Source organism: Polaromonas sp. P1_F6, assembly GCF_056405695.1.
The window spans coordinates 401,354-414,321 of sequence record NZ_JBFUBQ010000001.1 but is presented as its reverse complement, the minus strand read 5'-3'; the positions used below and the strand labels follow the sequence as shown (position 1 = coordinate 414,321).

The 12,968-nt window shown below is 61.9% G+C and carries 14 protein-coding genes; 5 read left to right on the top strand and 9 right to left on the bottom strand.

Annotation, left to right across the window (positions count from 1 at the left end; genetic code table 11):
- Positions 1-2 precede the first annotated feature (2 nt).
- Positions 3-560: a helix-turn-helix transcriptional regulator gene (locus AC1DY9_RS01980; protein WP_457280177.1), complete on the top strand. Its 558-nt coding sequence runs from the start codon at positions 3-5 to the stop codon at positions 558-560.
- Positions 561-643: 83 nt separating this feature from the next.
- On the opposite strand, the gene AC1DY9_RS01975 is transcribed toward AC1DY9_RS01980, so the two are convergent.
- Together AC1DY9_RS01975 and AC1DY9_RS01970 are read right to left on the bottom strand one after the other, a co-directional pair.
- Positions 644-2,116 carry a protein kinase domain-containing protein gene (locus AC1DY9_RS01975; RefSeq protein WP_477665668.1) on the bottom strand — a complete coding sequence of 491 codons (1,473 nt, stop codon included), beginning with the start codon at positions 2,114-2,116 and terminating at the stop codon, positions 644-646.
- Positions 2,113-2,865, bottom strand: coding sequence for a metallophosphoesterase family protein (locus tag AC1DY9_RS01970; RefSeq protein ID WP_457280175.1), 753 nt, complete (start codon positions 2,863-2,865; stop codon positions 2,113-2,115). The genes AC1DY9_RS01975 and AC1DY9_RS01970 overlap by 4 nt, the downstream gene beginning before the upstream one ends.
- Before the next feature lie 262 nt (positions 2,866-3,127).
- Between AC1DY9_RS01970 and AC1DY9_RS01965 the strand changes: the two genes are divergently transcribed.
- A complete protein-coding gene (locus AC1DY9_RS01965; protein ID WP_457280174.1) occupies positions 3,128-3,613 on the top strand; it encodes a GNAT family N-acetyltransferase in 486 nt (161 codons plus the stop codon).
- 8 nt (positions 3,614-3,621) lie between these two features.
- On the opposite strand, the gene AC1DY9_RS01960 is transcribed toward AC1DY9_RS01965, so the two are convergent.
- Together AC1DY9_RS01960 and AC1DY9_RS01955 are read right to left on the bottom strand one after the other, a co-directional pair.
- Positions 3,622-3,978 (bottom strand): HPF/RaiA family ribosome-associated protein, encoded by a 357-nt coding sequence (locus AC1DY9_RS01960; RefSeq protein WP_457280173.1) that lies wholly within the window; start codon positions 3,976-3,978, stop codon positions 3,622-3,624.
- Between the two features lie 198 nt (positions 3,979-4,176).
- Positions 4,177-5,082 (bottom strand): LysR family transcriptional regulator, encoded by a 906-nt coding sequence (locus tag AC1DY9_RS01955; RefSeq protein ID WP_457280172.1) that lies wholly within the window; start codon positions 5,080-5,082, stop codon positions 4,177-4,179.
- Positions 5,083-5,216: 134 nt separating this feature from the next.
- Between AC1DY9_RS01955 and AC1DY9_RS01950 the strand changes: the two genes are divergently transcribed.
- A complete protein-coding gene (locus AC1DY9_RS01950) occupies positions 5,217-6,242 on the top strand; it encodes a zinc-binding alcohol dehydrogenase family protein (RefSeq protein ID WP_457280171.1) in 1,026 nt (341 codons plus the stop codon).
- A gap of 34 nt (positions 6,243-6,276) precedes the next feature.
- On the opposite strand, the gene AC1DY9_RS01945 is transcribed toward AC1DY9_RS01950, so the two are convergent.
- The 3 genes from AC1DY9_RS01945 to katG form a co-directional block, all read right to left on the bottom strand.
- Positions 6,277-6,792, bottom strand: coding sequence for a GNAT family N-acetyltransferase (locus tag AC1DY9_RS01945; protein ID WP_457280170.1), 516 nt, complete (start codon positions 6,790-6,792; stop codon positions 6,277-6,279).
- A gap of 90 nt (positions 6,793-6,882) precedes the next feature.
- Positions 6,883-7,272, bottom strand: a complete 390-nt coding sequence (locus tag AC1DY9_RS01940) for a carboxymuconolactone decarboxylase family protein (RefSeq protein WP_457280169.1) — start codon at positions 7,270-7,272, stop codon at positions 6,883-6,885.
- A gap of 103 nt (positions 7,273-7,375) precedes the next feature.
- Complete coding sequence (gene katG / locus AC1DY9_RS01935) at positions 7,376-9,586, bottom strand: catalase/peroxidase HPI (protein ID WP_477665667.1); 2,211 nt, start codon at positions 9,584-9,586, stop codon at positions 7,376-7,378.
- 327 nt (positions 9,587-9,913) lie between these two features.
- Here katG and AC1DY9_RS01930 point away from each other — a divergent pair, with 327 nt between their 5' ends.
- Both AC1DY9_RS01930 and AC1DY9_RS01925 read left to right on the top strand, forming a co-directional pair.
- Entirely contained in the window at positions 9,914-10,537 is a 624-nt protein-coding gene (locus tag AC1DY9_RS01930) for a peroxidase-related enzyme (RefSeq protein WP_477665666.1), read from the top strand.
- Positions 10,538-10,618: 81 nt separating this feature from the next.
- A complete protein-coding gene (locus AC1DY9_RS01925) occupies positions 10,619-11,521 on the top strand; it encodes a metal-dependent hydrolase (protein WP_457280166.1) in 903 nt (300 codons plus the stop codon).
- A 106-nt stretch (positions 11,522-11,627) separates the two neighbouring features.
- Here the strand turns inward: AC1DY9_RS01925 and AC1DY9_RS01920 are convergent, their stop codons facing one another.
- The gene (locus AC1DY9_RS01920; RefSeq protein ID WP_457280165.1) at positions 11,628-12,050 is read right to left on the bottom strand and encodes an acyl-CoA thioesterase; all 423 of its coding nucleotides are present in this window, start codon (positions 12,048-12,050) and stop codon (positions 11,628-11,630) included.
- Between the two features lie 14 nt (positions 12,051-12,064).
- Complete coding sequence (locus tag AC1DY9_RS01915) at positions 12,065-12,967, bottom strand: DMT family transporter (RefSeq protein ID WP_457280164.1); 903 nt, start codon at positions 12,965-12,967, stop codon at positions 12,065-12,067.
- Position 12,968 lies beyond the last annotated feature (1 nt).

Sequence of the window (12,968 nt, the reverse complement as noted above, 5' to 3'; positions counted from 1 at the left end):
CTGTGGAAGTCGATTACCAACTCGCATTCGATCTGGCACCGGTGGGACTGGTGCTGTCCCGCAACCGCTCCATTGTGGACTGCAACCAGCATTTGTGCGAGATGTTTGGCGCCACGCGCGAACAGCTCGCCGGCCAGTCATTCATGATTCTTTATCCCAGTGCGGACGAGTACGAGCGCATAGGCGCACGCATGATTCCCATCCTGAACGCCAAGGGCCTGTATTCCGACGACCGCATCATGAAGCGCGTGGACGGCCGCAACAAAGGTGAAACCTTCTGGTGCCACGTCACGGGGCGGGCACTCAACCGCAGCGCACCGCACGAAGCCGGCATCTGGACTTTCGAGGACCTGAGTTCGCGCCGCCCCGTCACGGCCGAGCTCACCGCGCGTGAACGTGAAGTGGCCGCGCACCTGATGGACGGCATGACCTCCAAGGAAATCGGCCGCGCGCTGGTGATCAGCCACCGCACCGTCGAAATTTACCGCGCCCGCCTGATGCGAAAGTACAAGGCGTCCACCACGGCCGACCTGGTACACCGGCTCATGGCCGGCTCGTGAACGGACCATTTTCAATTTTTTAATTTGCTACGTTTTATATAGCGCCTTGCGCTCGTCCACAAAGGGATGGGGTGGCTTTCCGCTTAAACCATTGGCGTGTTGATGCCGGCGAGCGTCGGTGGATCCGCCTCATTCCCCAGCTGGTCAAACGGCAACTCCTGCTTCACCAGAATCACCGTACAGGGCGCCGCCATGGCGACCTTGATCGGCACCGTCGCCAGCAGGCGCTGCATCTGCAGGCCATGCGTCGCAGCGCCCATCACGATCATGCTGACATGATTGCCCTGGGCATAGTGCAGCAGTGCCTGCGCAACATCGCCCGATTCGATGACGTGGAAAGACACCGTCTGGCTGCTCAGGTGCAAAGGCTGAGCCCACTGGCGAAGCATGCCCAGGTAGCGCCGGTGCACGGTGGTTTCACTCGTCTGAGTGTCGTGGCCCGGGGTTGCCGCAGGATCAATCACCGTCACGCAGGCCAGCCGTGCGCGTGGTGTCGTGCCCAGCACCCGCATCACGGCGCGCCGCAATGAATACAGCGTGGCGTCGCTCACGTCCAGGCAAGGCACGGCCACCAGGATGATGGGCGCCGCATCAATTTGCCGGGAAGGCAGCGGGCTGGGTTGGTAATCTTTGCCCGCTGCGCGCAACCACCGCTTGAAATGCATCCAGAAGCCCGTGGGTTGCAGGCGCTGGCCCAGCCTCGTCACGGCGATCTGCGCTGGGTCAGAGAGATCCAGCGCCAGGTGTGCAGCCGACGCATAACGCCGGTCAGCTTCGTTCTGCAGGCAGTGCAGGATCACTTCCTGCAGCCATTCGGGCAGGTCGGGCCGCAGCGTGCGCGGCGGCACCGGGTCCATCCACAGGCGCTGCCGCAGGCCGCCGCGGGTCTGCGGGCTGCCAAAAGGCAGCGCCCGTGTGGCCAGTTCGTACAACATCACGCCGATGGCAAAGATGTCGCTGCGCGGATCGCCACGCACGCCCACCACCTGTTCGGGCGCCATCCAGGTGGGGGAACCAACGGCGGGGCGCAGCTCTTCGGCCAGCAGGTCCGGGTAATGCGCATGGCAGGATAAACCGAAGTCGAGCAGCACGGCATTGCCACCGGGGCGTATCAGCACGTTCGCCGGTTTCAGGTCCAGGTGGCAGGCATCCTGCAGATGCAGGCTGTGCACCGCCTGGGCCACTGCCACACCCAGCCGGGCAATTTCTTCCGCGGGCAGCGGCGCTGCGGCCTCGTCCAGCAGTTGTTGCAGGGTGCGGCCGGGGATGTATTCCATCACCAGGTAGGGCAGTTTTTCGAGGTCTCCCGCAGCCACCAGCCGCGGCACATGCGGCCCGGTCAGCACGGAAAGCAGCTGCAGCTCGACCTCAAAACCCACAATGTTTTCCGCGCCGTCGCCGGGCGTCATGCGCGGCACCTTCATCACCAACGGAAAAGGTACGGCGTGCGTTGCGTCGGCATACCCCACCTGGTAGATGTGCGCCATGCCGCCGGCATGCAGGCATTCGCCAACCACAAATCCATCTACCACGGTGCCGGGTGCCATCAACCTCACAGGCCCGCCTCCAGCCGCTGCGCAAAGTATGCGGGCAGGCCGGCAGCGCGCACATCGGCTGCGGCAGCCAGGTGGTCATAAGCCACGCGGTGGAAAGTCAGCTCGGCCAGCTCCGGGTCAAACAGTGCATACATGGCTTTGGTATTGCCGTCGCGCGGCTGGCCCACCGAACCCACGGTGGCGAGCCAGTAACGGTGCGCCGGCACCGGAATGAGCACGCCCGGGGTAGGCTGAAAGCGCATCAGCCCCTGCCCCGCACCGTGGAAATACAGCGTCTGCTGGTGTACGTGACCGCAAAACACATAGCGCACGTCCGGATCGAGCGATGCAGCATCAAGGCTGGCCTCCGCGCGGCGTTCGTTGTCCACATAGTGCCAGCGCCCCGGCGAGTCGGCACTGGCGTGTACCAGCAGCGCGGTGCCAATGGTGGCCGTCAGTGGCAGTCTCTCCAGGAAGTCCAGCGCATCCTTGTCCAGCCGTTCGTGCGTCCAGGCTGCGCCGCTCTGGTCGAGCGAGCGGGCCTGTACGGGCGGTGTCACGGTGTGCTGGTCATGGTTGCCCCTGAGCACGACGGCGCCCTCCCCAGCCAGGTCGCGAATCCGTTGCACCACCTCGGCCGGCTGCGCGCCATAGCCCACCAGGTCTCCCAGTATGGCCAGACGGCCGGCGCCCTGCTCTGCAGCGTGGGCAAGGCAGGCCTCCAGCGCACGCAGGTTGGCATGCACATCGGACAGCAGGGCTATTTTCATAAGGTGAGGCGCAGTTTTATTTCACAGCAGCCAATCCCAGGCAGCTGATGTCCTGTCATTCGGGAGCAGGACATTACAGTTTGCCGTAAAAGGAAGAGGCCGTGGCTGTTTTTATCCGCGTCAGCGCAACTGCCATGCGCCAATGACCAAGATGGCGGCCATTGGCATGCTACTGAATTAATAGCTGCTTGCGCCCGCCCTGACTGGGCTGCAGGCCAAAATCACCTTTATCATCGCCTGCTTTATCGCTGTTGATCCCATCATGCATATCCGCCCTTACCAGGATTCAGACCTCGCCGCAGTCGCCCAGCTGTTCACCGATGCGGTTCATGGCCTGGCGGGAAGCCACTACAACGCCGCGCAGCGCGAGGCCTGGGCGCCCCGCCCACCCGATCTGGGCCCATGGAAAGCGCGGCTCAGGCCATTACAAATTTTGCTGGCGCAAGACGCGGAAGGCGGCGGTCTGCTGGGCTTTATTGCCTACGAAAAAAATGGCCATATTGACCTCCTGTTTACGTCGCCCGCTGCCGCGCGCCGCGGTGTGGCTTCGAAGCTTTATGGCCATGCCGAAACTGCGCTGCGCGGTCTCGGCATCGTGGAGCTTTTTACCGAGGCCAGCCTGGTGAGCCGGCCATTTTTCGAGCGCCAGGGATTCGCGGTGAGGGAAGAGCAATGCGTTGAACGGCGCGGGGCCATGCTCCGCCGCTTTGCGATGGCCAAAACCGTCCCCCTGGGCGACCAGGGTTAGTCAACGGTTCAGATGGCGTCCGGCTCGTGCCGGATGGTCTCACGCGTGCGGTGGTGGTCGCGCAATTTTCCCAGCGTGTGGTCAAGCACCCGTTTGAGCTTGTCGCTTGCGCCGCGAAAGGCTTCGTCCTGGCTGGGCGCGTGGTGGTTGACGGCCAGTGGCTCATGATGCGCCAGCCGCGCCTCCATCACGCAGCGTTTCTGGTCGGGGCTGATCTTGTCGCTGTTTTCATCGCTCATATGAACCTCAATGCGCGTGATGTCACCCTTGAAGCGGCTCAGTGAGGTGTTGAGTTCGGTGCTGGCCCAGCGCTCGAACGATTCGCCGGTGTGCATGGTGTGATTGGAATTGACTTGGACTTGCATGGGTATTGTTTTCCTTTCAGGACGGTTGCAGCGAAGAGGCCTGCCGGCCGGGCTGTCTCGCAGCTACCAGGGAGGCAACTGGAAAATTCATTGTGCGCCCCGCACGACCGCGAGCGTGTAGTCCTGATCCCCACCCTGAAGTAAGGGTGGTTTTCCACACCGCACACGGACCTACGGTTTCCTCATGTGGCGAGTGCTTCACCGGGCTTCGGAAAGCGCCAGGCAGCGTGCGCCGATAAATTCCCTGAGCAGGCGCAGGCCGGGCGTCAGTTGCCGCCGCCCCGGTAACACCATGTACAGCGGCACAGCCTCGGTTTGCCATTCTGTGCACAGAGCGACCAGCCGCCCCGCAGCCAGGTCGCCCGCCACATCCAGCCGCGACTTGTAAGTGATGCCGCGGCCGGCCAGGGCCCATCGGCGAACCGCGTCGCCATCGTTGGCAACATTGCCGCCAGTGGCACGCACCGTGAGCTCTTCGCCATTTCTCCAGAACTTCCAACGGTCATACACGTCTTCACCCAGCATGAAGCACAGGCAAATATGCTTTGTCAGTGCCTGCGGCGTGTCAGGCGTGCCGTGCGACGCGAGGTAGGCAGGTGACGCACACAGCACGCGCCGATTCGTCAAATCCACCGGCAACGCCAGCATGCTGGAATCGGGCGGCTCGCCTTGCCGAAAAGCCGCATCCACCAGGTCGCTGTAGACATTGGTCACGCGATCCGACAGGTGCAGCCGGTATTGAATGCCGGGATGCAACAGCTGAAACGCTTCCAGCCAGGGCAGCAGCACATTGCGGCCAAAATCTGATGGCGCGGCCAGCTGCAGCACACCGCGCACCTGCTGCCGGCCGCTGGCAAGTTCCAGCTGCGCATCGCGCAGGGCGGCCAGCGCGGGCCGGCAGTGTGCGAGGAAAACCTCACCTTCGCGCGTCAACCGCAGGCTGCGGGTGGAACGTACAAAAAGCGGCGCCTGCAATTCTGCCTCCAGCCGTTTGAGTGCCGCGCTGGCGGCCGCCGGCGTCAGGTCCAGGCTGCGGGCCGTGGCCGACAGGCTGCCGGTGTCGACAGTGCGAATAAAGATTTCCAGGTCTTGCAGGGCTTTCATTTACAAATTTTATTTGTAAATAGCTTCAATTGAAAGCTTGTTTATCTTCATTTTCAAATCCAATACAGTTCAAGAATCAGTTTTGAGCACTGCTGAACACAACGCCACGCAACATCACACGCAAAGGAATCACCATGAAAGCCATCGGCTACACACAAGCCCACGCACTCAACCAGACCGGCCAAACCGGGTTGACCGACATCACCCTGCCCGACCCGACGCCCACCGGCCACGACCTGCTGGTCGAGGTGAAAGCCGTTTCAGTGAACCCGGTGGACACCAAAGTACGCGCCAGCGCGGCGCGCAGCGCTGGCTCGGATTACAAGGTGTTGGGCTATGACGCCAGCGGCATCGTGCGCGCCGTCGGCCCCGAGGTCACACTGTTCAAGGCCGGTGACAAGGTCTGGTATGCGGGGTCCATCGCCCGGCCCGGGACCAACAGCGAACTCCACCTGGTCGATGAACGCATCGTCGGCCGCATGCCGCAAACGCTGGGGTTTGCCGAAGCGGCCGCCCTGCCGCTGACCAGCATCACCGCCTGGGAAATGCTGTTCGACCGTCTCGGCATCGTGCCGGGCAAAACACCCAACAACAAAACACTGCTCATCATCGGCGCCTCGGGCGGCGTGGGCTCGATCATGACGCAGCTGGCCACGCGCCTGACCTCGCTCACCGTGATAGGCACCGCGTCACGGCCCGAAACCCAAGCCTGGGTGAAGGAACTCGGCGCCCATCATGTCATCGACCACAGCCGGCCGATTGCCGAAGAGCTCAAGCGTATCGGCATCCCCGCGGTGGACTACATCGTGGGCCTCACGCAAACCGACAGCCACCTGGCACAAATCGCCGAAGCCATCGCACCACAAGGCAAGTTCGGCCTGATTGACGACCCGGTGAAGTTCGACATCACGCTGTTCAAACGCAAGAGCGCATCCATCCACTGGGAACTGATGTTCACACGCCCCCTCTTCGGCACACCCGACATGGTGGCGCAGCACCGCCTGCTCAATGAGGTCGCCCAACTTGTCGATTCCGGCTTGATCCGCACGACGCTGACGGAAACGTTTGGTTCGATCAATGCCGCCAATTTGCGGCGGGCGCATGAGTTGGTGGAGTCTGGGAAGGCGCGGGGGAAGGTTGTGCTTGAAGGATGGGTTTGAGTTTTTCTTGTTGAGGCCGGGGCTTGTCCCGGCCTCAACGCCGCAAAGTCTTGAACATCACAAACGCATCCACCAACCCCAACCTCACATGCCGAAAAGCCCCCGGCAAGGTCCCCACAATCTCAAACCCCAATCTTTGCCATAACCGAACAGCACGCTCATTCGTCGACACCACCAGGTTGAACTGCATCGCCAGAAAACCCATGGCCAGCGCTTCCTGCTGGGAGTGCTCGCACATCGCCGACGCCAGGCCTTTGCCCTGCGCTTCGGGCGCGACCACATAGCCGCAGTTGCAGACATGCGCACCCAGCCCCGGCTGGTTGGGTTTGATGAAGTAGGTGCCTAGCACTCGGCCGTCGTCGCTGTTCCCCTCACGCACTACATACGTCGCCCGGGGCGCGTCCATCCACACCGCGTGTATTTCAGCTTCTGTGCTGTGGGGCGAAAAGGCATAGGTGTCGCCTGCTTCAAAGGTGGCGCGCAGCAGCGGCCAAACGGCGGGCCAGTCGGCCTCGGTGCAGCGGCGGATCAAGGGCTTGGGTTCATTCATGGCGGATAAGGATAAAAGTTATTTGCTATCTTTTTAGTAGCCATACATCCATGTATTGGAAGGGCTGCAACCTCAAATCGCTTACAGACCTCAAGCCTTTGGAGGCGCATCAACAACCTCGGCCGCCGTGCGAAATGCCTCGACCGCGGCGGGCAGGCCGCAATAAATGCTCGCGTGCAGCAGCACTTCCTGAAGCTGCTCCGGCGTCACGCCGTTGTTGAGTGCGGCACGCACATGACCCTTGAGTTCATGCTGTTTGCCGAGGGCCGTCAGCATGGCCACCGTGATCAGGCTACGCGTCTTGAGATCCAGCCCCGGCCGCTGCCATACATCGCCCCAGGCGTTGCGGGTAATGAAATGCTGGATCGGCAGGGAAAAATCGGTGGCCTTGTCGAAAGCATTGGCCACAAAATCCTCGCCCATCACCTGCTTGCGGGTGGCGAGGCCTTTGTCGAAATCCTTGTCTGCGGGCTGCGTCATGAAGGCTCCTAAAAGACGAAGCGTAATGGAAAGCAAAAAAGCCCGCTCCGGTCTTCACCAGGGCGGGCTTGGCCTCAATCAGCGCCTATGAGGGTCTGCTCAATCAGGCAAGGTCGTAGCGGTCCAGGTTCATCACCTTGTTCCAGGCCGCCACAAAGTCACGCACGAAGACCTGCTGCGAATCGCTGCACGCATAGACCTCCGCAATGGCCCGCAGCTGCGAGTTCGAACCGAAGACGAGGTCTATCACCGTACCCGTCCATTTGAGTTCGCCCGTCGTGCGGTCGCGGCCCTCCAGCACACCTTCAGCGTCGGCAGATTTCTGCCACTTCGTGCGCATCTCGAGCAGGTTCACAAAGAAGTCGTTGCTCAAGGTTCCGGGCCGCTTGGTGAAAACGCCATGCTGTGCCTGCCCGACATTGGCATTCAGGGCGCGCATGCCGCCGACCAGAACCGTCATCTCGGGAGCGCTCAGCGTCATCAGGTTCGCGCGATCCACCAGCTGCTCGGCTGCCCGCTGCGCCTGCCCCTTGCGGGTGTAGTTTCGGAAACCGTCTGCGGCCGGTTCCAGCACGGCAAACGACGCCACATCGGTTTGCGCTTGCGAAGCGTCCGTACGGCCCGGTGAAAAAGGCACCTTCACGTCGTGGCCAGCCTTCCTGGCAGCTGCCTCGACGGCCGCGCAGCCACCGAGAACGATCAGGTCAGCCAGCGAAATCTTCTTGCGGCCAGACTGCGCGCCATTGAACTCGCCCTGGATGGCCTCCAGCACTTTCAGGACTTTCGCCAGCTCGGCCGGTTGATTGACTTCCCAATCCTTTTGCGGTGCCAGGCGTATGCGCGCACCGTTTGCGCCGCCGCGCTTGTCGCTACCACGGAAGGTGGAAGCAGACGCCCAGGCCGTTGTGACGAGCTGGGAGATGGAGAGCCCGGACGCGAGGACCTTGGCCTTGAGGCCCTCAGTATCCTGCTCATTGACCAGCGGATGATCGACGGCGGGAACCGGGTCCTGCCAGATCAGTGCCTCCTTCGGCACCAGCGGGCCGAGGTAGCGCGCAGCCGGGCCCATGTCACGGTGCGTCAGCTTGTACCAGGCCCGGGCGAAGGCGTCGGCAAACTCCTGCGGGTTCGCCATGAAGCGCCGCGAGATTTTTTCGTAAGCCGGATCCATGCGCATAGCCATGTCGGCGGTCGTCATCATCGGGGCATGGCGCAGCGCGGAGTCATGGGCATCCGGCACGGTGGTCGACGCGGCAGGGTCTTTGGGCTTCCACTGGTGGGCACCGGCGGGGCTCTTGGTCAATTCCCACTCGTAGCCGAACAGGTTTTCGAAGTAGCCGTTGTCCCACTTGGTGGGGTTCTTGGTCCAGGCACCTTCGATACCGCTGGTGACGGTGTGCACGCCGTGGCCGCCGCCGAACTTGTTGATCCAGCCAAACCCCTGGTCTTCAATGGTGGCGCCCTCAGGCTCGGGACCCACGTACTGGCCCGGATCGGCTGCGCCGTGGGCCTTGCCGAAGGTGTGCCCGCCGGCGGTGAGCGCAACAGTTTCTTCGTCGTTCATCGCCATGCGGGCGAAGGTCTCGCGGATGTCCCGCGCCGAACCCAGCGGGTCCGGTCTGCCGTTCGGGCCCTCGGGGTTCACATAGATCAGCCCCATCTGCACAGCACCGAGCGGGTTTTCGAGTTCGCGGTCGCCGGTGTAGCGCTTGTCGCCCATCCACTCGGCTTCAGGGCCCCAGTAAATCTCTTCCGGCTCCCAGACGTCCGGGCGCCCGCCGGCAAAGCCGAAGGTCTTGAATCCCATGGAGTCCATGGCCACGGTGCCGGCCAGAACCATCAGGTCGGCCCAGGAGATTTTTCGGCCGTATTTCTGCTTGATCGGCCACAACAGGCGGCGTGCCTTGTCGAGGTTTCCGTTGTCCGGCCAGCTGTTGAGCGGTGCGAATCGCTGTGTGCCGGAGCCGGCGCCGCCGCGCCCGTCGGCGATCCGGTAGGTGCCTGCGCTGTGCCACGCCATGCGAACGAAGAATGGGCCATAGTGGCCGTAGTCCGCAGGCCACCACTCCTGCGAATCCGTCATGAGCTCATGGAGGTCTTTCACCACGGCATGCAGGTCCAGGGTCTTGAATTCCTCGGCATAGTTGAACGCCTCGCCCATGGGATCGGACAGCGACGAGTTCTGGTGAAGGATCTTGAGGTTCAGCTGGTTGGGCCACCAATCGGCGTTCGTTGCGGCACCAGCCAGAGCATGTTTGCGGGCGCCACCCGAGAATGGGCAGCCGCCTTCGCTTTGCGTGTTGTGATCAGCCATGATGAGTTACCTTTGATGATTAAGTGGTGCCGAATGACGGCATGGAATTGCACTGCGGGACAGCCGGGACGCTTTGGTCAAGGCCGTGTGGGTGGGGCTGCTAATGGGGTCTCCTTTGACGGGCTTGCCAGGTGATGGCCTGTGAAGCACAGTCTAGGTTTCACTGCAAAATAATCAAAGGCAATTAAAGATATTTACCTAATAGTTTTTATCAATTGCATCTGTTTTGGCTTCAATTCCCCAGCGCGACCTGACGGGTAATCTTGCAGTTACGCTTGGGTCCGAGTCACTTATCGAGTCACTTATAAAGCCTTTGAAGGAACCCTCATGACCAGCCCCAAAACCGCCGGCACAGCACCCCGGTACCCTGCTCCCGAACTGAAGGACCTGCCGGAAGACATCAAAGCCAAAGTCCTGGAGGTGCAGGAAAAAGCCGGCTTCGTGCCCAACGTATTCCTGGCCCTCGCGCGCCGCCCTGCCGAATGGCGTGCCTTCTTCGCTTATCACGATGCGCTGATGCTCAAGGAAGAGGGCTCCAACCCCAACGGCAGCCTGACCAAGGGCGAGCGCGAGATGATCGTCACCACGACGAGCGCCGCCAACAAATGCCTGTATTGCGTGGTGGCGCACGGCGCCATCCTGCGCATTTATGAAAAGAAACCCCTGGTGGCCGACCAGGTGGCGGTGAACCACCGCAAGGCCGACATCACACCACGCCAGCGCGCCATGCTCGACTTCGCGATGAAGGTATGCCTGCAAGCGGACCAGATTGAAGACAGCGACTTTGAAGCGCTGTACGGCCACGGCTTTGACGATGAAGACGCCTGGGATATCGCGGCCATCACGGCTTTTTTTGGCCTCTCCAACCGCATGGCGAGCTTCAGCAACATGCAGCCCAACCCCGAGTTTTACCTGATGGGCCGTGTGCCCAAGCCGTCCAAGGCCGCCTGAAACCGCTCAGGCGCGAATCACGCCCAGGACCCTGCGCACCCGCTATGCTCATGAATCAGCCTTCTCACAAGACTTAAAACCATGGCACCAGACGCCACATCCACCGCCTCGACATCTTCTACCCCATCAGCCGGCGCTTACGGCCTGACCGTGCGCAAGCTGGAGATCGACCTGAGCGATGGCTTTGACCGCCACTGGTTTGGCGGCGATGCCTTCCTGAGCCAGTACCACAACGCCTTGTCGATGAGTTTTCCGGTCGGAGAGCAGTCGTTCATCGAGGCCGTGCGCGACTGCGCCAAATTGCTGCCTCGCACGCCAGAGCACGCGCTGCTGCATGAAGCCACTGCGCAGTTCATCGGCCAGGAGGCTACCCACCGCCACATCCATGGTCTGTACAACGCACAGTTGGAGAGGCAGGGCCTGGTTAACCGCTGGCAACACTGGGCCACGGCCCGCATTGATTTTGCCAAAAAACGCGGTGTGGCGCCCCACCACTTCCTTGCGGTCACGGCAGCCTACGAACACCTCACGGCCGTGCTGGCCGACTACATGCTTCGCCACGGCGACGCGCTGGATCAGGCAGACCCGAAGATGCAGACCCTCTGGCGCTGGCATGCAGCCGAAGAGACCGAGCATCGCGCGGTAGCCTATGACCTGTACCAAGCGCTTGGCGGAAACCACGCATGGCGCGTGCGCTGGTATGTCTACGCGCTGCTGCTGTTTTCGTGGGACTCGGGCCGTCAAACGGTGCTGAACCTCTGGCATGACGGCACGCTGTTCAAACCAGGCACATGGTGGAGTGCGATGAAATTTTTCTGGGGAAAAAATGGCGTTGTGTGGCGCTGCACGGCCCCGTTGCTGGCCTACTTCAGGCGGGACTTCCACCCCGACCAGGAAACTGTTGCCGAACCCGGCCAGCAAACCCGCGCCATTGCCCAGCGCTGGTTGAAAGAACACGCGGACAGCTTTCGCACAGTTCGCTGAAGCTTTTTCTGCGATACCGCAGCACCCATATGCCACCAGTATTGCTATTTTATTGATAGCTGCTTTCGCACGGCCTGATTAGGCCTGCGGGCTTTTTCTTTCAGGATTACGCTTCAACCAGCTTGCGCATCCACTCGGGCAGGGCTTTGGCCTTTTGCGCCGGGAAGTCCACCCAGATGGTGGTGGCGCCGCCCGCGGCGCAGATCACGCCCGGCGTATCCGCGCGCTCCATCGTGGCCCAGCTTTCAAACGTGGTGCGCCCCGGGTCGCTCACGTACATCTTCATCAGCACGTCGCCCGGGTATTCCAGCTGCTTGTAGAAATTGCAAAAAGCGTTGACGATGACCGGGCCTTCGCCCGACGGATCGGGCTTGCAGCCAATGCCATACATCCAGTCAATGCGGATAGTTTCGAGATAACGGAAGTAAGTGCCGTTGTTGAGGTGGCCCATCGCGTCCATGTCACCCCAGCGGATGGGGATATGCATCTCGTGGACCAGCTTTTTCTTTTCGGGAATTTCAATTTTCATGATGCCAATTGCCTCTATCGATGGGCCCTGATGGAGGCCAGAATTCCCAGCGTGAACAACACGCACGCAGACAGTTGTACCAGTGTGGGCCAGTGGCCATCCCAGGCAAACGAATACAGCAGCGCAAAAATGGTTTCGCTCACGATGAGCTGCCCGCACAGGCTGGCACTGAGCCGCTGGCTGGCCATGTTCCACAAAATCGTCGCCAGCCAGGTGGAGCCCAGACCGGCCAGCACGCAGAGCAACACGAACACACCGCGGTCTTCGCGGCCGGCCAGCACGCTTGCGTCCGAACCCGCAAGCAGCCACATCAGCAATGCCCCGAGGCCAGTCGCCACACCCAGCCAGTTGGCCCAGTCGGTGGCATTGACTTCAGGATGCCGCTTGAGCCAGGCAGAATTCAGGATCGCAAACGCCGTCCAGCACACCAGTGAGGCCGACACAAACAGCATGCCACGCCAGAAATTCGTGGCGGTTCCCTGACCGGCCTCGTGGGTGGAACCCATCATGAGCGCCAGCCCCGCCAGGGTGAGCGCCAGGCCGGGCAGCAGGGAAGCCCAACGCAGGCCTTGCGGCTTGCCCAGCAACATGACCCAAATGGGAATGGTGCCGATTACCAGCGAAGGCACTTCGGTGCCGGCGTCGCGTATGGCCAGCACCAACAGCAGGTAGTAGCCGCTGAACCCGAGAATGCTCATGACCAGAGCGGCCCACGCCTGCCGCACCGTGGGCAGGCGGCGAGTGCGCCATCCCGCCAGCATCACCAGCACAGCCACCACGCCGTATACCGCAAAGCGCCCGGCCGTCAGGTCAATGGACGAATAGCCACCCGCACCCATGTCGAGCATGCGCGGCGCCACAAACACCAGGCCCCACAGCGCGCCCGCCGCGAGCCCGGCCAGAATGCCCGTCAGCATC